At 72.1% G+C, this 18,136-nt stretch carries 20 protein-coding genes and 1 pseudogene; 6 read left to right on the forward strand and 15 right to left on the reverse strand.

Annotated features, from left to right (window positions below):
• The first annotated feature begins 145 nt into the window (after window positions 1-145).
• Complete coding sequence (locus tag BUE44_RS23505; protein WP_073500973.1) at window positions 146-403, forward strand: WhiB family transcriptional regulator; 258 nt, start codon at window positions 146-148, stop codon at window positions 401-403.
• Between the two features lie 259 nt (window positions 404-662).
• On the opposite strand, the gene BUE44_RS23510 is transcribed toward BUE44_RS23505, so the two are convergent.
• Window positions 663-1,454: a hypothetical protein gene (locus tag BUE44_RS23510; RefSeq protein WP_073500974.1), complete on the reverse strand. Its 792-nt coding sequence runs from the start codon at window positions 1,452-1,454 to the stop codon at window positions 663-665.
• Window positions 1,455-1,704: 250 nt separating this feature from the next.
• Entirely contained in the window at window positions 1,705-2,790 is a 1,086-nt protein-coding gene (locus tag BUE44_RS23515) for a DUF5937 family protein (RefSeq protein ID WP_073500975.1), read from the reverse strand.
• A gap of 99 nt (window positions 2,791-2,889) precedes the next feature.
• Between BUE44_RS23515 and BUE44_RS23520 the strand changes: the two genes are divergently transcribed.
• Complete coding sequence (locus BUE44_RS23520) at window positions 2,890-4,164, forward strand: MFS transporter (RefSeq protein WP_073501030.1); 1,275 nt, start codon at window positions 2,890-2,892, stop codon at window positions 4,162-4,164.
• 90 nt (window positions 4,165-4,254) lie between these two features.
• Window positions 4,255-5,454, forward strand: a complete 1,200-nt coding sequence (locus BUE44_RS23525) for an MFS transporter (RefSeq protein WP_073500976.1) — start codon at window positions 4,255-4,257, stop codon at window positions 5,452-5,454.
• A 61-nt stretch (window positions 5,455-5,515) separates the two neighbouring features.
• Here BUE44_RS23525 and BUE44_RS23530 read toward each other — a convergent pair whose 3' ends face one another.
• Both BUE44_RS23530 and BUE44_RS23535 read right to left on the reverse strand, forming a co-directional pair.
• A complete protein-coding gene (locus tag BUE44_RS23530; protein ID WP_143172561.1) occupies window positions 5,516-6,334 on the reverse strand; it encodes a DUF2785 domain-containing protein in 819 nt (272 codons plus the stop codon).
• 122 nt (window positions 6,335-6,456) lie between these two features.
• Entirely contained in the window at window positions 6,457-7,398 is a 942-nt protein-coding gene (locus BUE44_RS23535; protein WP_073500978.1) for a helix-turn-helix domain-containing protein, read from the reverse strand.
• A 127-nt stretch (window positions 7,399-7,525) separates the two neighbouring features.
• Here BUE44_RS23535 and BUE44_RS23540 point away from each other — a divergent pair, with 127 nt between their 5' ends.
• Complete coding sequence (locus tag BUE44_RS23540) at window positions 7,526-8,611, forward strand: saccharopine dehydrogenase family protein (RefSeq protein WP_200804498.1); 1,086 nt, start codon at window positions 7,526-7,528, stop codon at window positions 8,609-8,611.
• A 115-nt stretch (window positions 8,612-8,726) separates the two neighbouring features.
• Here the strand turns inward: BUE44_RS23540 and BUE44_RS23545 are convergent, their stop codons facing one another.
• From BUE44_RS23545 to BUE44_RS37580, 11 genes and pseudogenes are all read right to left on the reverse strand, one after another.
• Window positions 8,727-8,855, reverse strand: coding sequence for a DUF2087 domain-containing protein (locus tag BUE44_RS23545; RefSeq protein ID WP_079190006.1), 129 nt, complete (start codon window positions 8,853-8,855; stop codon window positions 8,727-8,729).
• A 345-nt stretch (window positions 8,856-9,200) separates the two neighbouring features.
• Entirely contained in the window at window positions 9,201-9,761 is a 561-nt protein-coding gene (locus BUE44_RS23550) for a metallophosphoesterase family protein (RefSeq protein WP_235002377.1), read from the reverse strand.
• Complete coding sequence (locus tag BUE44_RS23555; RefSeq protein ID WP_143172562.1) at window positions 9,758-10,324, reverse strand: hypothetical protein; 567 nt, start codon at window positions 10,322-10,324, stop codon at window positions 9,758-9,760. The genes BUE44_RS23550 and BUE44_RS23555 overlap by 4 nt, the downstream gene beginning before the upstream one ends.
• Before the next feature lie 299 nt (window positions 10,325-10,623).
• Window positions 10,624-11,340, reverse strand: a complete 717-nt coding sequence (locus BUE44_RS23560; protein ID WP_143172563.1) for a DUF2637 domain-containing protein — start codon at window positions 11,338-11,340, stop codon at window positions 10,624-10,626.
• Between the two features lie 16 nt (window positions 11,341-11,356).
• Window positions 11,357-11,569, reverse strand: coding sequence for a hypothetical protein (locus tag BUE44_RS23565; RefSeq protein WP_143172564.1), 213 nt, complete (start codon window positions 11,567-11,569; stop codon window positions 11,357-11,359).
• A 93-nt stretch (window positions 11,570-11,662) separates the two neighbouring features.
• Window positions 11,663-12,502, reverse strand: a complete 840-nt coding sequence (locus BUE44_RS23570) for a hypothetical protein (protein ID WP_073500982.1) — start codon at window positions 12,500-12,502, stop codon at window positions 11,663-11,665.
• Window positions 12,503-12,822: 320 nt separating this feature from the next.
• Window positions 12,823-13,281 carry a type II toxin-antitoxin system VapC family toxin gene (locus tag BUE44_RS23580; RefSeq protein WP_073500984.1) on the reverse strand — a complete coding sequence of 153 codons (459 nt, stop codon included), beginning with the start codon at window positions 13,279-13,281 and terminating at the stop codon, window positions 12,823-12,825.
• Complete coding sequence (locus tag BUE44_RS23585; RefSeq protein ID WP_200804500.1) at window positions 13,271-13,483, reverse strand: prevent-host-death protein; 213 nt, start codon at window positions 13,481-13,483, stop codon at window positions 13,271-13,273. Before BUE44_RS23585 ends, BUE44_RS23580 begins: the two co-directional genes overlap by 11 nt.
• Window positions 13,484-13,522: 39 nt before the next feature.
• Window positions 13,523-13,618: pseudogene (locus tag BUE44_RS37965) on the reverse strand (IS5/IS1182 family transposase); the annotation flags it as partial.
• Between the two features lie 60 nt (window positions 13,619-13,678).
• Entirely contained in the window at window positions 13,679-14,098 is a 420-nt protein-coding gene (locus BUE44_RS23590) for a PPOX class F420-dependent oxidoreductase (RefSeq protein ID WP_073500986.1), read from the reverse strand.
• 30 nt (window positions 14,099-14,128) lie between these two features.
• Window positions 14,129-14,302, reverse strand: a complete 174-nt coding sequence (locus BUE44_RS37580) for a hypothetical protein (protein ID WP_159450289.1) — start codon at window positions 14,300-14,302, stop codon at window positions 14,129-14,131.
• Between the two features lie 366 nt (window positions 14,303-14,668).
• On the opposite strand from BUE44_RS37580, the gene BUE44_RS23600 reads away from it, so the two are divergent.
• Window positions 14,669-16,249, forward strand: coding sequence for an FMN-binding glutamate synthase family protein (locus tag BUE44_RS23600; protein ID WP_073500988.1), 1,581 nt, complete (start codon window positions 14,669-14,671; stop codon window positions 16,247-16,249).
• 34 nt (window positions 16,250-16,283) lie between these two features.
• Window positions 16,284-18,047 carry a thiamine pyrophosphate-dependent enzyme gene (locus tag BUE44_RS23605; RefSeq protein WP_073500989.1) on the forward strand — a complete coding sequence of 588 codons (1,764 nt, stop codon included), beginning with the start codon at window positions 16,284-16,286 and terminating at the stop codon, window positions 18,045-18,047.
• Window positions 18,048-18,136: the final 89 nt, after the last annotated feature.

An 18,136-nucleotide genomic window follows, 5' to 3' on the forward strand; every position in this document is an offset into this window, starting at 1 on the left:
CATTGTGGTTGGGCTCCATCTCATCGGAAAGGCGAGCCGGAGAGCGCAGCCGCCCAGGGGGGCGGAGAAGTCGAGGCCGGCCCGCCGGCCGCACCCCCGCCCGGCCGCTCACCCACCGGAAGGCCGATCGAGCGATGGAGGAACCATGACCCCCGACTGGCAACACCGCGCCGCGTGCCGTGACGAGGACCCCGAACTGTTCTTCCCCGTCGGCAACTCCGGCCCCGCGCTGCTGAAGATCGAGGAAGCCAAGACCGTCTGCCGCCGGTGCCCGGTCATGGACCAGTGCCGAACCTGGGCACTGGAGACCGGTCAGGACTCCGGCATCTGGGGCGGACTCAGCGAGGACGAGCGCCGCTCGGTGCGACGCCGCGCCAACCGCGCCCGAGCCCGCCGCGAATAGTGCCGCCGGAGACGTCGCGGGCGACGAGTCGCCGTGCCCGTCGCCGCCTTCCTCCCCTCGCTCCGCCCGCGCCCTTCAGGCGCCGTGTGCGGAGTGCGGGTCAGCAGATGCCGTGCCGGTGCTGGGGCCGGGGATACGGGCGTGGCGTCCGGGACTTGTCGAGCTGGTGTCGATCCCCGGCTCCGACCGCCGAGGCGTCGCCGCAGCCGGACGCGCCGGGCAACCCGACTCCCATCCTACCGACGCCGCGGCACGGGCGTCATACGGTGCTGTGCCGCGCCTTGGCGAACCGGGTGAGTTTGGTGATCTGCGCGGGGATGAGTGGGGGCGCGATGACCGCGGGGGTGGCGCTGGTCGCGTCGCCCTGGTTCCAGAAGGTGACGACGGTGGTACCGGTGCGGACGACGGTGAAGGTCATGGGGACCTCGAGGGGCTCGGGGTCGAGGTCGTCGCCGGCGACGTTCTGGGTGATGCGGTAGGTGAGGGCGTCGTCGCCGAGGCGGGGGCCGGGCCGGAGGGTGGGGCGGGTGAAGGAGATGCCGCCGGCCAGGGGGTCGTGTCGTTCGATGTGGGCGCCGGCGCAGGCCTTGAGCGAGGTGCGCAGATCGGCCATGGCTGCGGAGGCGCCGGTCGCGCTGTAGTCGGTGAGGACGACGTTGCCGAACTGTTCGGGGGTGCCGGTGGTGTGGGCCATCGCGTCGATGCGGGCGCCGGCCGGATAGGCGCTGGCGGCCTGGGTGCTCCAGTAGGCGGGGGCGCAGGCGGCCGGGAAGACGGCGGGCAGGCGGTTCGCCGGGATTCCGGGCCGGAAGGGGGCGTTCCTGCTCTGGACGTAGTCGACCTCGAAGCCGGGGACGTCCTCCGCGGTGATGACCGCGTTCCACAACTCAGCCTGGCTGAGGGGCCGGGCGGGGACGCCGGACACCGACGTCGCCGACTGCGCCGCCCGGGCCCCGGGGGTGGTGCTGTCGCTGCCGCAGCCGGCCAGGGAGGCCAGGACAAGGACCGCCCCGCTTGTCGTGACGGCTGCTCTCCGTATACGCGTGCGCATGCCTTTTTCCGCTCCCCGCCCCTGCCCTTTCGGGCATGACTCCCAGCTCAAGCTTGGCACTTTACCCGCTGGACGCCGCGCGGAAGTGGCCCGGCGGTAACGCTTGCAGGGCGCTCGCGCGACGGCCACGCGTCCCGAAGTGCCCGCCGGAGCCGCGCCGGAGCCGTGCCGTCGGCGGCCTCGGCCGACCGGACGTACCGCCCGTGCGACCCGGCCGCGGGCACCGCCCCTCCCCGTTCGGTACGCGGCCTCAGCGCAGCACCGCCGCCAAGAGGTCCGCGCCCAGCGTCGAGGCGGCGGTGAGATCGAGGGCGTAGTGGACGTAGCGGCCGCGACGTCGGGAGGTGAGCAGGCCGGCCCGGCGCAGCATGGCCAGGTGGCGGGAGACCTCGGGCGCGGTCAGGCCCCATGCGTCGGCCAGTTCGCCGGTGGTGTGGGGGCCGCGGGCCAGGGTGCGTACCAGCCGGAGCCGGACCGGGTGGGCCAGCGCCTCCAGCCGCAGCTGGACCGTTTCCAGCGGCACCGGCCCGGACGTGCCGCATGCCGTGACCGGGTACTGCAGGGTGGGCCGGCGGCCGGCGGCGTGCACCGCGACGAGGTGCGGATGGCCGAACACGCTGGGGATGAACGTGACGCCCGATCCGCGCGCGCTGCTCGCGTTGTCCTGCAGCTTGTCGACGAGGATGCGCTCGCCGTCGCGGTCCAGGGTGACGGCCGCCGAGACCGAGGCCAGGGCCGAACCGAGTCCCTGCCGGGCCCTGAGGTCGGCCTTGAGCCGTATGTCCGCGGCAAGTTGGGTGGCCAGGCCGGGCCAGGCGGCGTCGAAGAACGCCTCGGCGCACTGCTGGAGCGTCTCGCGCACCCGGGCCCGGACGCCGGTCGGGTCCTTCAGCAGGCTCTCGGCGAACGCCTCCTGGAGCGTGCCCCGGGCCTGCGCCCGGTCCAGGGCGCGCTCACGGGCCCCGGCGTCGGTGAGCGGGGACGGCCCGCCGAAGAACAGGCGGCTGCTGCCGCAGGTCGTGATCAGCGCGGAGGTCACATAGGCGTCGTCGTCGAGGCGGTCGACGTCGTCGAGTTCCTCGGCGAGGGTCGCCCGCGGCCTGGCAGGCAGCAGGAAGTCCGCGCGCGACGACCGCCACAGGAATTCGGCCTCCTGCAGCCGCTCCGCCAGCTCCGGACGCAGCGCGGCCCGGACACCCGCGGACCACGCCGCCAGGTGCGGGTGATGGTCAGGAGCGGCGAGCACATGCAGCATCGCCGTCAGTTCGGCGAGCGGCGACGCGGCGAAGCACAGCCGCTCCGGCGGTACTCCGGCGATGTCGATGTGCAGAGTCACCTCCCCATCATCGCCGGTGGACGGGGTCGGCCCCGCCCCGGTTGACGCGAACCGTCAACCCGCGTGACCGGCCGGTGCGCGGCCGCGCACGGTGACGGCATGACGACCACCGTGCCCCGCGACCTCGTACAGGCCTCCGGGGGTCCCCGCTACGCCGTCGCCGTCGCCGTGGACGCGCTCGGCACCGGCATGCTGCGGCCGTTCCTGCTGCTCTACGGGATCAGGGTGCTGGGGCTGTCCGCCACGACCACCGGCATCGCCATGACGGCGGGCATCGTCACCGGTCTGGGCTGCACGCCCGCGCTCGGCCGCTGGCTGGACCGGGGCGCGCGCAGCGACGCCGTGGCCGCGGCCATGCTGGTGCGTGTCGTCGGCGTGGCGCTGCTGCTGGCCGCACCCGGCGGGAACCCGGGGATGTTCGCGGCCGCCGCGCTCTTCCTCGGCATCGGCAACCAGGCGTGGCCCGCCGCGCACGCCGCACTCGTGGCGACCGTCTCCAGCGGCCGTACCCGCGACGCGGCCCTGGCCGCCGCGCGGTCGGTGCGCAACGCCGGGATGGGCGTCGGCGCGCTGGTCGCCACCGCCTGCCTCGCCGGTGGCACCCCGGCTCTGAGAGCGCTGGCCGCCGCCACCGCCGTCGGTTACCTGACCGCGGCGGTCCTGGCGTGGTCGGTCCACGTCTCCGCCGCTCCGCCCACCCGCCCGGCCTCCTCCGCGCCGGACGCGCCCGCCCCGTCCATGAGCGCGGTGCTGCCCGCCAACGTCGTCTTCGCCTTCTGCCTCAACGTCCCCGAAGTCGCCCTCCCCCTGGTCCTCGCGACACAGGTGCGCGCCTCCCCGGTCTGGTCGGCGGGCATCTTCGTCGTCAACACGGTGCTGGTGGTCGCCTTGCAGGTCGGCGTGACCGTCAGGATGTCCCGCTTCCCGCGCCACCTCACCCTGATGACCGCCGGGGTGATCCTCACCCTCTCCTACCTCGGCTTTCTCCTGGCGAGTCCGCTGCGCCACGGGCTGGCCGCCCCGGCGATCACCGTGGTGTCCGTCCTGTGCACGCTCGGCGAGATCCTCTACGCGGGCAGCGCCACCGCACTCGTCGCGGCCACCGCACCACCGCACGCGCTGGGCCGGGCCCTGGCCCGACTCCAGCTCTCCACCGGCCTCGGCCTCGCGATCTCCCCCGCCGTCATGACCGCCCTCGCCGCCCACGGCCCCGCCGCGCTCTGGGGTTCCCTCGCCGCCGCGACGCTGCTGGCCGCCACGGCGGTCGGCCGCCAGGGCGGCCGAGGGCGGAGGGAGTCGGTCACGGCGGCGGTCGGCCCGGCGGCGGTCGGCCCTGCAGCCGTGCGATCACGACGAACGGTCCCTCCCGAGTGAGCACCACCTGGCCCAGTGCCGCCCGCCCTCCTCAGGACGGTGGGGGAGTGGCGACGGCCCCCGGGCCGGGCGGCTGCCTACGGTGTGGTCATGAGACTTCCCGGCGCGGCTGAGCGCCCCGTCCGGCCCTGGTACCTCCTGGCCGCTGTGGTGTTCGCCGTGGGAATGGCGGGAACCACGCTGCCGACCCCGCTCTACGGGCTCTACCGCCAGGAGATCGGGTTCTCCGAATTCATGGTGACGGTGGTCTTCGCCGTCTACGCGGGCGGCGTGATCGCCGCCCTGCTGGTCGCCGGCAACTTCTCCGACCTGCTGGGCCGCCGCCCCATCCTGCTGCTGGCGCTGGGCCTGTCCATGCTGAGTGCGGTGTGCTTCGTGTTCGAGGGCGGGCTGGCGCCCCTGTTCGCGGGGCGCCTGCTGTCGGGCTTCGCGGCGGGACTCCTCAGCGGCTCCGCCACGGCCGCCGTCATGGACCTGGCCCCTCCCGGGCAACGCGGTCGGGCCGCACTGGCGGCGACGGTCGCCAACATGGGCGGCCTCGGCTGCGGGCCGCTGCTGTCCGGAGTGCTGGCGCAGTACGCGCCCCACCCCTTGCGGCTGCCCTACCTGGTGCACCTCGGCCTGCTCGTGGTCTGCTGCGCCATCACCTGGGCGCTGCCGGAGACGGTGGCCCGCCAGGACCCCCGACCACCGCTGCGTCCGCAGGGCATGTACGTGCCCGCCCAGGTGCGGGGGGTGTTCGTACCCGCGGCGCTCGCCGCCTTCGCCGGGTTCTCGGTGCTGGGCCTGTTCACCGCCGTGTCCCCCGCCTTCATGTCCCAGTACCTCCAGGAGGACAACCTCGCCGTCCTCGGTGCCGTCGTCCTGTCCGTCTTCGTCGCCTCGACCGTCGGGCAGTTCCTCATGGGCCCGGTCGGCCCGTCACGCGCCCTGCCCCTGGGCTGCCTGGTCCTGATGGCAGGACTGGCCCTCATCGGCTGCTCCCTCCTGCTGAAGTCGCTGGGCGTGCTCGTCGCGGGCGCGGTGGTCAGCGGCATCGGCCAGGGCCTGGCCTTCCGGGGAGCCGTGACCACCGTGAGCCGGGTCGCCCCCGCGGAGCAGCGCGGCGCGACGATCTCGGCCCTGTTCGTCGCCGCCTACGTCGGCATCTCCGTACCGGTGGTCGGCATCGGCGCCCTGGCGGTGGCGGTGGGACTCCGCAGCGCGGGCGTGATCTTCGTGGCCTGCGTGTTCGCCGTGTCCGGCGCGGTGGCCGCGTATCTGCTGCGCCGACCGGTGCCGACGCCGTGACCGCACGGGGTGGACGTCCCACCGGGCCCTAGCCGCCCGATGTCCGCGTGAAAGGCCCTCGTCAGCCCAGCCAGCGGTACGGCAGCCGCAGGATCTCGACGAGGCGTCCGGCCACTTCGTCCGCGTGCGGCGGAACGCCGCCCTCGGCCAGGCCCCGGTTCAGGTGGAGATGCAGGGACTGCAGCGTGGCGAAGGTGTTGAAGGCCCATGCGGGTACGGCGCCGGGGCCGCCGTCCGCAAACGCCGCCGTCACGATGTCCAGCCAGCCCGTCGCCTGTCCGGCGGTGAGTCCGGGCGCGAGCAGGATACGGGTGATCGCCGCGGCGAGCCGCGCGTCCTCGACCTGGACGTAGCGGTAGTCGCCGCCTTTTGCCGTCATCCGCTGGGCGCACAACTCCAGCAGCTCGGTGCGGTGGTCGGGCAGCGCTGCGGCGAAGCTCGCGGCGGCGTCGGCGCCGTGGGCGACGGCGTGCAACCAGCCCATGGCGTCGTCCCAGCCGCGGGTGTCGCGCTCGTGCGGGTACCAGGCGGCGAAGTCGGCGTACCAGCGGAGCACGGCCGCTTCCGGCACGGCCCCCGGCACCTGCCGGCCCCGGTCGAGCACGCACGTGAGCACCAGCGGCGCGAACGTGCGGGCCTGCACCTCGGGGTGGACGAAGCGCTCGGCGGCGGCGTCCCCCATGGCGACCAGCACCTCGTCGAGGTACCCGCCGCGGATCCAGCCGGCGGCGGCCGTATAGGCGTACTCGTCGCGCACTCGCGGGTCGGGGGAAACGAGCATCCCCGCCAGTTCGTCCCCGATCCGCCGCGCGCCCACCCCGGCCGGAAAGGCGAAGTTTTCAGCGGCGACAGCGGTCCAGTCGACAGGGCTCGTATGCACCGCACCACCTTTCCACGCGCCCCCGACCCGGGCCAAGGCCCGTTGGGCACCCTGACCTCGCAACTCCGGTCCTCACAAAGGCGCTTGCTTAGGAGCTTGGCACCGTCCCGGACCTCACGCAGTCAGGCGGAGGGGCGGAAGGTGCGGCGGTAGGTGTCGGGGGGGACGCCGACGCTGCGGTGGAAGTGGCGGCGCAGGGTGGTGGCGGTACCCATGCCGGTGGCCACCGCGATGGTGTCCACGGTGGCGTTGGTGGTCTCCAGCAACTCCTGGGCGTGGCGGATGCGCTGGGAGTGGAGCCACTGCAGCGGCGTGGTGCCGGTGAGCTGCTTGAAGTGGCGGCCGAGGTGGCGTGAGCTCATCCGGGCCCGGCGGGCCAGGTCCTCCACGGTGAGCGGTTGGTCCAGCCGCTCCAGCACCCAGGGGAAGAGCTCGCCCAGGGGGTGGTTGCCCGGCGTGGGGACGGGCGTCGCGATGAACTGGGCCTGGCCGCCGTCGCGGTGCGGCGGGATGACCAGACGGCGGGCGATCGTGTTGGCGATGGCCGATCCGTGGTCGAGGCGTACCAGGTGCAGGCACAGGTCCATGGCGGCGGCCTTGCCCGCGGAGGTGAGGACGTCGCCGTTGTCGACGTAGAGGACGTCCGGATCGACGGTGGCTGCCGGGTGGCGCCTGGCCAACTCCCGCGTGTGGGCCCAGTGCGTGGTGGCGCGCCTGCCGTCGAGGAGTCCCGCCGCGCCCAGGACGAAGGCGCCCGTGCACAGCGAGGCCACGCGCGCGCCGGCCGTGTGGGCGGCGCGGACCGCCTCGACCAGTTCTGCGGGCGGTTCGCGATCCGTGTCGGCCCAGGCGGGGACGATCACCGTGTCCGCGTACGTGAGGTGCTCGAGTCCGTGGTCGGGTTCCAGGCGGAAGCGGCCGACGCGCACCGGACCGCTGCCGCAGAGGAGGAAGTCGTACCAGGGGTCCACGATGTGGGCCACGTCCGACCCGAAGATCTCCACGGCCACGGACAGTTCGTAGGAGAGCATGCCGTCGGCGACGGCCAGCGCGACAGTGGGCATGTCCGGAACTGTACGCGTCCCGTCGTTTCCGACACTCGTGCGGGTGCCGCCGCGAGGACAGGATGGGGGTGTCAGGCCGCGGGGATCGGTAGCGCGGGCCGGCGTCCGAATGCGAAGGAGCAGTCCCATGGGGTCAGGTCAGCTGGTCGCGGTGTTCGGCGCGTACGGTCACACCGGCCGGTTCGTGGTCGCGGAGCTGGCCCGGCGGGGGTACGTCCCGGTGCCGTCCGGGCGCAACGCGCGTGCTCTGGAGGAGCTGGCCGGCGAGCACGGGCTGACGGCCCGGGTGGCGTCGGTCGACGACCCCGCCTCGCTGGACCGCGCCCTGGGGGGAACGGTGGCGGTCATCAACTGCGCCGGTCCCTTCGCCTCCACCACTGGCCCGGTCATCGAGGCCGCGCTGCGCGCGGGGATCCCGTACCTGGACGTCGCCGCCGAACTCGAGGCCAACCTCGACACCTTCGCCCACTACCGCGAGCGGGCCCGGGACGCGGGAGCGGTCATCGTCCCGGCCATGGCCTTCTTCGGCGGTCTCGGCGACCTGCTGGCCACCGCGGCGATGGGCGACTGGACCGAAGCCGACGAGGCTCACATCGCCTACGGCCTCAGCAACTGGCACCCCACCGCAGGCACCCGGCTCTCGGGCGCAGTCTCCCGCGAACGGCGCGGCGACGTCCGCCTGCGCTACACCGGCGGACAGTGGGAGCACCGCACCGACGAGGCTCCCACCCTGGAGTGGACCTTCCCGGACCCGATGGGACCCCGGCAGGTCATCGGGGAGTTCACGATGGCGGACGTCGTCACCGTCCCCCAGCACCTGTCCATCCCCGAGGTGACCACCTACATGACCGCCGAGGCGGTCCGCGACATCGCCGCCCCGCACACACCGGCCCCGACCGCCACCGACAGGACCGGGCGCTCGGACCAGACCTTCCTCGTCGACGTGGTCGTGCGCTCGGCCGGAGCCGAACGCCGCGCCACGGCCGGCGGCCAGGACATCTACGCCGTCACCGCCCCCCTGGTCGCCGAGGCCCTCGACCGCGTACTGACCGGCCGCACCAGGACCACCGGCGTCGCCTCCGCCGGCGAGATGTTCGACGCCCAGGGCTTCCTGCACGCGCTCGCCCCGGTCATCACCTTCGGCCTGCACCCCGAGAAGCCTGCTGACCTCCCGCCGGCCGGACCCCTCCGGCCGGCCGGCCTCTCCCACTGAACCGGGGAAGCCCTTCGCGCTCGTGGCGCGTGGCGCCGGGGGCGGGCGCGCCGGCGCAGTTTGCGGTGGGCTGCCACCCGGTCCGCGGCGCCTGCCGGCTCGCGGCGCGGCCGTTTCAGCGCAGGCGCTGGTAGACCGAGCCGTCCGCGGTGCGCCCGAGCAGGCCCTCCTCGATCAGGTACCGCCGCAGCGCGGAGGTGTCGTCGTGCACGGTGGCGATGGCCAGCCGCAGACAGTCCTCCACGCGGCCACACGCGCTGTCGCGTCAGCCCGCACGCCCCCCTCCTCGGGCGAACGCCGGTCACCGGCGAGGGCGTATGCCGCTACGTACCGCCGACGCGCGGGCGTTCCTGCTGCGGTTCGTTCACGCCGGCGTGGCTCGTCATGTGCGTGGCGTATCCCGGGTCGGCGCCTGCATGCCGAGGCACCGGTCTCTTCGGGCGAGTCGCCCATCGGTCACGGCGGCGACGATGCTGCGCTGCCCCGCGCGAAGTCGAGGGTCGGGGGGCGGCCTGCGCCTCGGCAACTCTGGCTCGTGAGGGGCCCGGAATCCAGGCCCCGCACGGGGATCACTCCGCTCGCTTCGGCATCACGATTCTCCGGCCCACGCGTAGCCCGGGTCGGTGGTCCGCCAGTCCAGCGCAAGCACCAGCCACGAGCGGCCGGCGGCCTGGAAGACGTGCGCGGTGTCGTAGGCGGTCGGGTCCGACCCGACGAACGACTTCGAGCGCCGGAAGCGCTGCGGTCCCATCATCTGCAGGTACGGCGTGTCACCGCGGCTGTCGTCGCCGCTCACGTCGTGGTTCCCGGCCGGCACGCTGTACGCGGCGCCGTGCGAGTCCAGCAGCGCGAACGCCTTGTCGACCTCGCGGAAGGACAGCGGGTCGGCGTCCTGCGTCAGGTCGCCGAGGTGCGCCACAAAGACGATGTTGGTGTCGGGGGTCCCGCTGTGGTCGATGACGAAGCGGAACGACTCCTCCTGCGGTTCCCGGTTGACGCTGTCCTGGCTTCCCCAGTACGGGAACTGGGTGTCCGGCATGACCGCGAAGGTGAACTGGAGGGCGGTCGGATCGGGGTTCCAGGTGCCGGGCTTCCCGCGCCTGGCGTTCGTCGCGGCGTGCCGTCGATTTGGAGGGGCGCGCCCCGTCATCCCCACGTCACGGTGCTGTCCGCGGACCAGTAGTTGACGTCGAACGTGCTCTCCTCGCCCGACACGGCCGCCGGGACGGGCGACAGGCAGTCGCAGCACAGTTTGTAGCCGGTTCCGTGGCGGGGGTCGGTCTGCCACCTCACCCATTCGGTGGCTTCTTCCGCTGTCATGATCTTCATCCCGGCCGCCCACAAGGTGCTGCACACTCCGTGGTGGGCGAACGCGGGCAGGCCGGCCAGGGGCCACGGCGGCCCCATCGGTTCGGCATAGCCGACATACCGCGCCACCCGGGGGCAGTAGCTCCTGTGCAGCGTGGTCTTTCCGGCCGCATACGGGTAGCGGTCCGGGTCGGAGTGGCGCACCTTGTGCATGTATGACTCGGCGGCGATCGCGTCGAACTCCGGCCGCGCGCCGATGCACACGGGACAGTTGTGCGGGCAGTCGTACCCGGTCGTCTCCTCCTCGGCGTAGTGATTCCGGTAGTCCGGCGGGCTGATCCGTTGTGCGAAGGCGTCCAGCGCCTCGTGGAGCTCCTGCCCGGTGACGTACCTCTGCGCAAGCATCTCGATCATTTCCTTGACTGCGGGGAGCTCAACCACCAGGCGCGGGACACCCGGAGTGTCGGGAAGGTCGGTGGAGTGCATCCCCCAGACGAACCAGCCTTCTGTTCGCGGGTTTTCCATCATCGTCCGGTCGCTCTCTCTGAGGCGTACGCTGGCCTTTCTGTGGGGACTGCCCACCCTTTCCGTCAGGACTGCCCGGCCGCATCGGCCGCCTTGCTCGGGCACCCGCGCCGCTGGTCGTCCAGCTTTCCAGCCGTCTAGTCGTGGCCCGAGGCCCCCCACGCCCGCTTTCGCCGGGGTCAATGTCTGCGCTGGCGCGGCAGCTTCGTCCGCCGCGGATGCTTCGTCTGAGGGGGCGGCTTCGCATGGCGTGGGCGGAGAAGGGTGATCTGGCGGGAGAGGAGGAGGAAGCTGGTCAGCGCGGAGAACGGCGGCAGGCCGGCGACCGCGCTGGCAGTGATCGTCCTCGGGGCGTGGATGACGCACAGAGCCGTGGCGATCATCGAGAAGAGGATCATCGCGACCCATCCGGCCCGCCCCGTGCGCCGATGCGTGGCGGCGTTCAGGATGGACAGGCAGCCGACGAGCCACGGACCGTACACCAGGAGCGGCCACGCACCGGCCAGGCCCTGGGTGGTCGGAGCGGCCAACTGGCGCATCGGGCCGTACGCGACCATGGCGCTGAGCACGCTGACGGTGCCGGTGGCCACGGCGCTGATGCCCGCGACGGCTCCCCCGATGACTGCCGACCGCTGCAGCCGCGCGACACGGGGACGCCTGCGGCGGCGGTGGACCAGGGGCGGCGGCGCGGGCAGGTCGACCTGGGGCGGCGGCGCCGTCTCCGGCACCGGCGGCTGGAACAGGTACTCGAACTCCGCGTCGATGTCCCACGGTCGTCCGGTGCCGTCGGCCTGCGCCACAAACTGCGTCTCGAACTGCGTCCCTTCCCTCTGCGTCTCGGGGACGACGTCCTGTTGCTGCCCCGGCCGGGGGGCGTACCAGTCAGAGTCCAACACCCCGTAGGTGTCGTATTCATACAAGGGGGGCCCAGTGGTGCTGCGGGTCCTGACGGTGGGCGGCGCTCGTCGGGTCTGCGAGCAGTGCGGTGTCCGGACGCCGCACGAAGTCGACTTCCATGCGCCCCATCAGGACGAGGAACTCACCCAGAAGGGAACGGTACGGCGGGAGGACGACGGCCGGTTCGCAGCCGCGTCCCGCATCGCCCGGCACCTCCACGTCGTCCACGGGAGTGAATGTCTGCGGAACGGGACCGGAGCCGGCAGGCAGATGGCCCGAATCCTCGGAAGTCAATTGGCCAGAGAGGGGGTTCACACCTCCTCAACGAGAGCGGGGGCCGGTCCAGGACGCGGCAGACGAGTGAACAGCGTGGCATTCGGCTAGACCGTATGCCACGGCTGCGGACCAGCGGAGAGCCGCGCATGCGGCCGCCCCGCGGCAGACCACCGCACCACGCGGAGCGCCCGCGGTCGTGTCACTCCGGGCTTTCGTGCGCGCTCTTGGTAAAATCCGTCGCCGACAGCCGTCCCGGACCGCGGCCGACACGGCGGTCCAGGTCACGGGGATGCCGGTGGAGGTCACCGTGTGGCCCTTGCGGACCGGCTCGGGACCGGCGTTGAAGCCGGCGATCCGGGTGGCGGTGCGGTTGAAGTGCACGGAGTTGGAGTAGCCGGCCTGGTAGTCCGCCGAGGCCGCCGAGTACAGCCGCCAGTAACCCTTCGGCACCGAGACGTACCCGTCGAGGTCGAAGGTGCCGTTGGGCTTTGCGGTGAACCAGCCGATCGACTTCCAGCCGGTCCTGCCGTCGGCCGACTGCTGGAGGTAGATCCTGCGGTTCGGCGGCACCTTGCCGTTGCTGGCGGAGATGCTGCCCTCGATGTGCAGGTCGGAGTTCGCGTCGAGCCAGCTCGAACAGGAGCAGATGCTCGTCCGGTTGATGACGTCGACCTTGAACTGCGCGTGCGAGGGCGTCAGATACGGGTCGGCCAGGTAGCTGTCCATGCTGGTCTCCACCGTGTACGTGGAGTCGTCGTACGGGAAGTACAGGTAGGTGAGCGTGAAGCGCCCGCCGGCACCGCTGGTCGCCGTGGCGTAGTAGCCCATGTCGAGGGCCACGCCCTTCGCCGGGCGCCAGGTGCCGCCGCAGGTACTCCACGACACCCGACGCGGACGCCTTCGTGCCGAACTTGATCTGCACGCTGGAGTGGCCGAGGCGGATGCGGCTCGGGCTGACCACGACCGGCAGGGTCTTGCTGTCGACGAGCACGTACGTGTTCGTGCCGTCGGGGTTGGCGATCCAGAATTCCCCCCACGGGAATGGCGCGGCCGTGCTACCCCGCATGAGCGGAGACCGGCCGCGCTCTCAGTTGCGGTTGCCGTGAATCACGCAACGTGCCGGACTCCGGCGCCTGCCTCCGGCAGCGGCGCAAGCGGGTTCCGCGGGCACCGGCCGAAGACCGCGACCGTACGGCGGGCAGGCCCTATCGGTCGTGGAGGACGGTGGGTCGTGTGACGGGGACGACGGTGAGGAGGCCGTCGAGGCCTTTGTAGTCGTCGGGGTCGGTGGTGAAGAGGGGGAGTTCTTCGGCGATGGCGACGGCGGCGATCATGAGGTCGGCGACGCGGCGGCGGGGTCTGCGGCCGGCGCCTATGACGGCTGCGCGGACCCTGCCGTAGATGCGGGCGGCTTCGGTGTCGAAGGGGATGGGGTCGAACTCGTTCTCGGCGCGTTGCAGGATGTCGAGGCGGCGCCCCCGTTCCGTGTGCTCGTCGTAGTCGCTCTGCTCTTCGTTCCTGCGCACCTCGTTGGGTCCCGCGGACAGTTGGGCCAGGGTGATGGCGCTGATCGCCACCTCGGCGGGGAGTTCCGCGGGGTCGATCCATTTGCGCAGGATGACGATGTTGGTGTCGAGCAGGCCCTGGGCGTACTCAGCGGGCATAGGGGTCGTCCGTCTCCTGCTCGGCTGTGGCGTCCTGGTCGGCCCGGAACGCCTCCAGGGAGACGTCCGAGGCTGTGCGGGACATGGCGGCGAACTCCGAGCGTGGGACGAACCGTCGTCTGCGGCGCAGCGGGATCAGTTCCCCGATCTGGTGCCCGTCACGGGTGACGGTGAAGGACTGCCCGCCCTGGACGGCGTCCATGATCTCTTTGGACCGGCTCCGCAGGTCGCGCTGGGTGACCCATCGACCTCGGTACGGCACGCGGACAGCTGGTCCGGCGCCCTGGCAGCCCTTGTCCGCCCAGCAGTCGATCTCTGCTGAGGCCAGGGCGCCCTGACCGCCGTATGTCGTACGGCGGACAGGGCGCGCGGATCCGTGTCTGGATCCGCGGCCGCGTCAGCCGGGCTGCTCGTTGTCCTTCAGCGCGCCCCATCCGTGCCAGCGGTCGATCTCGATCCACGCGCTGTAGCGGCGCCGGTCGCGCTGCCCGTAGTCCTTGCCCAGATACTGGCGGGACAGCCGGTCGATGCCGGACAGGTCGGTGTCCTCCTGCAGGTCGACGACGCGGCCGATGATGGTCACATGGGTGTACCAGCCGCCCTCGTCGAGCACGGTGAGCGAGACCCTGGGGTCGTTGCGCACGTGCTGGAGCCGCACGCGCCCCTCGTCCATGTTGATGAGCACACGCCCGTCGTCCCACAGGTACCACGTGGCCGCGGACACCGGCTGGCCGTCCCGGCGCAGCGTGGAGATGACGGCGGGGTTGGCTTTCTCCAGCATGGCGACGGCGGCTTCGGGCAGGGGCGGCTTCGACACGGGTCATCCTCCACGACGTAAGGCGGGACGCTACTCGATCACCAGCATGATCGCCCGGGGCAGCGCCGCGCGCACGCACCGCCCCGCGCGCAGCCGGGTCTGGTGCTGCGAACTCCGGACCTCGAACTCCGAGAGCTGACCGGCCGGCAAGCCACTGTTGGCCGTGACCGTCAGCCGGAACCAGGGCTGGACGGTGGTGGGCAAGGTGAGTCGCTGTTGTCCCGTCCACGCCGGCAACGCACCCCGCGTCATGGCCACCAATGGAGCGCATGACGGGAATCGAACCCGAGCTCCGAGCTTGGGAATCACGGGTGCTCTGTCGGCGTCCGTGCTGGTCAGCGGGACGTCCGGTCCTGAAGCGTCCACATGGACGAGGCTGTTGGTGACCGTGGTTGCCCGCGCCGTACCGCTGTGCGTGGTGCGGATGTGGTGCGGGGTCCGGCCCGTCCGTGTGCCGGCAGCGGCGTCAGGCGCCATGTCCCGAGGGGCGGTGCCGGGCTGACGGTCATGACCAGAGCTTGACACTACGTGCGGCGTGGAGGCGCGTTCTCCGGCTAGGCGCCTGAGGTGATGAGATTCGGCGCGGTGGTCGCGACCCTTCTTCTGGCTGCCGGGGCGGTCCTCGCAGCCCTCGGCACCTCGCTCTGGTGGTGGGTGGCCGCGGTGCCTATCGCCCTCCTCGGACTCCTGGGCGCGTACGACCTGCTGCAACGGCGCCACTCGGTGCTGCGCAACTACCCGGTGATCGGCCACGCCCGTTTCCTGCTGGAGAGCATCCGCCCGGAGTTGCAGCAGTACTTCATTGAGCGCAACTTCGACGGCCGGCCGTTCGACCGCGACACCCGAAGCATCGTCTACGAGCGCGCCAAAGGCACCGACGCCGAGGAGCCCTACGGCACCGAGCGCGATGTCTACCGCCCGGGCCACGAGTTCCTCGTACCGTCGATGGCCCCGCGGCCGGTGCCCGACGAGGCGCCACGCGTGCGGATCGGCGGCGCGGACTGCACCAAGCCGTACGACATGGCGCTGCTCAACGTGTCCGCCATGAGCTTCGGCTCGTTGTCCGCGCAGGCGATCCTGGCCCTGAACAAGGGCGCTGCCGGTGGCGGCTTCGCGCACGACACCGGAGAGGGCGGTCTGTCGGAGTACCACCTGCGGCACGGCGGCGACATCGTCTGGGAGATCGGCACCGGCTACTTCGGCTGCCGCACCGACGACGGGGACTTCGACCCCGAGGAGTTCGCGGACAAGGCCGCGCATGACAGCGTCAAATGCGTCTCGCTGAAGCTGTCGCAGGGCGCCAAGCCCGGTATCGGCGGGGTCCTGCCGGGTGCGAAGGTGAACGCGGAGATCGCCCGCGTGCGGGATGTCCCGCAGGGGAAGACCGTCGTCTCGCCGCCGTACCACCGGGTGTTCAGCACGCCCCGCGAGCTGATCCGGTTCATCGCCCGGATGCGGGAGCTGTCGGGCGGGAAGCCGGCCGGCTTCAAGCTGTGCGTCGGCTCGCGCAGCCAGTTCCTGGCGGTCTGCAAGGCGATGATCGAGGAGGGCACCACGCCGGACTTCATCATCGTCGACGGCGCCGAGGGGGGCACCGGGGCGGCGCCGCTGGAGTTCGCCGACCACGTCGGCACCCCGCTCACCGAGGGCCTGGTCACCGTGCACAACGCCTTGGTCGGCGTGGGCCTGCGCGATCGGGTTCGGATCGGCGCGAGCGGCAAGATCGCCACTGGCAGCGACCTCGTCAAGCGCATGGTCCAGGGCGCGGACTACGGAAACGCCGCGCGCGCCATGATGTTCGCCGTCGGCTGCATCCAGGCGCAGCGTTGCCACACCAACACCTGCCCGACGGGCGTCACCACCCAGGATCCCCGGCGCGCCAGGGCACTCGACGTCGGCGACAAGTCCGCCCGGGTGCAGCGGCTGCAGGAGTCGACCGTCGCCAGCGCGCTTCAGATCATGGCGTCCATGGGCGTCACCGACCCGGCGCAGTTGCGCCCGCACATGCTGCGCCGACGGATCGACCCCTACACGGTCCGCTCCTACGACGAACTGTACGAGTGGCTGTCGCCGGGGCAGTTGCGGGCCGAGCCGCCCGCTTCGTGGGCGGCCGACTGGTCCGCCGCAGATCCCGACCGCTTCACCGTCTGAGACCCGTACGTCCTGTCCCCGAACTGGAGGAACCGTGGCCCGTACCGTTGCCCGCGTCATCGTGGACGCCCTGGCCGAACTCGGCGTGGGCCAGGTCTTCGGGGTGGTCGGCGATGCCCTGAACCCGTTGACCGACGCCATCCGCACCTCCGACGGCGTGGAGTGGGTGGGCTGCCGGCACGAGGAGGTGGCGGCGTTCGCCGCGAGCGCGCAGTCACAGCTCACCGGGGGACTCGGGGTCTGTATGGGGACGGTCGGTCCGGGCTCGGTGCACCTGCTCAACGGCCTCTACGACGCCGCCAAGAGCCACACTCCCGTGCTGGCCATAGCAGGCCAGGTCCCGCTGGCCGAACTGGGCAGCGACTACTTTCAGGAGGTCGACAACGACGCCTTGTTCAGCGACGTCGCGGTCTTCCGCGCCACAGTGACCTCCCCGGAGCAGATGCCGCTGCTGCTGGAGACCGCGGTCCGCACCGCAATCGGGCGCAGGGGGGTCGCCGTGCTCTCCGTCCCCGGCGACATCGGGGAGAAGGAGCTCGACGCGGACCGGCAGTCCCGGTTCTCGCTCACCATGCCCACGACCCGGCCGGACGGCGACGCGGTCCGCGCCGCGGCCGCCCTGCTCGACCGGTCCGAGCGCGTCACCCTGCTCGTCGGCCGAGGCGCCCGGGACGCCCGCGACCAGGTTCTGGCCCTCGCCGAGCGGCTGGCGGCGCCCATGGTCCTGACGCTGAAGGCCAAGGAGGGCTTCGAGGGCGACAACCCCTTCCAGGTCGGCCAGACCGGCCTGATCGGCAACCCCGCCGCCGCCTCCAGCCTCCAGGAGGCCGACACCCTGCTCCTGCTCGGCACCGACTTCCCCTACCGCGACTGGTACCCCGAGGGCGCGACCGTGGTCCAGGTCGACACGGAACCGACCCACATCGGCCGCCGGGTTCCGGTCGAGATCGGTCTGGTCGGCGATGTCGGCGTGACCGTCAGGGACCTGCTGGCCGAGTTGTCCGGGACGTCGCCCGGTGGCGGCGACGCCCGTGACCGCGGGCACCTGGAGAAGGCGGTCGAGCACTTCGAGTCCTGGCGCGAGGGGCAGGCCCGACTGACCGCCCCCGACCACGACAAGGGCCTGATCGGCCGGGTCCGTTCGGCGCTGGACAACCGCGAGCACGCCATCCGCCCCGAGGCTCTGGCCGCCGCGGTCGACCGGCACGCCGCCGACGACGCGGTCTTCACCTCCGACACGGGCATGGCGACCGTCTGGCTTTCCCGCTTTGTCGAGATGCGCGGCACCCGCCGGCTGCTCGGCTCGTACAACCTCGGCTCCATGGCCAATGCCATGCCGCACGCGCTGGGCGCACAGCTGCTGGACCGCGACCGCCAGGTCGTGGCGTTCTGTGGCGACGGTGGCCTGAGCATGCTGCTGGGCGACCTGATGACCCTCAAGACGTACGACCTGCCGGTCACGCTGGTCGTCTTCGACAACCGCCGGCTGGGCATGGTCAAGTTGGAGCAGGAGCAGTCGGGCCTTCCGGAGTTCGGCACCGTGCTGGACAACCCCGACTTCGCCGCCGTCGCGACGTCCCTCGGCCTCACCGGTATCCGCGTCACCGACCCCGCCGACCTCGACGAAGCCATCCGCACCGCCTTGGCCACCCCGGGCCCCGTCCTCCTCGACGTCCTCACCAACCCCGACGAGATCGCCGTCCCCGCCAAGCCCACCGTCCAGCAGGGCTGGGGGTTCGCCGTTGCCAAGATGAAGGAGGTCGTCCGCAGCCACGGTGACGACTCCTCTTCGGACTGAGGGACGGCTGGCTGCGGGCTGGCCGCCGCCGGCTGCCCGTTGGCCGCTGCCCGCAGTCGGCCGTCCGGTGCCCGCCGCTGTCGCGGTGA

It is taken from the genome of Actinacidiphila paucisporea (assembly GCF_900142575.1).
Taxonomy (GTDB): Bacteria; Actinomycetota; Actinomycetes; order Streptomycetales; family Streptomycetaceae; genus Actinacidiphila; species Actinacidiphila paucisporea.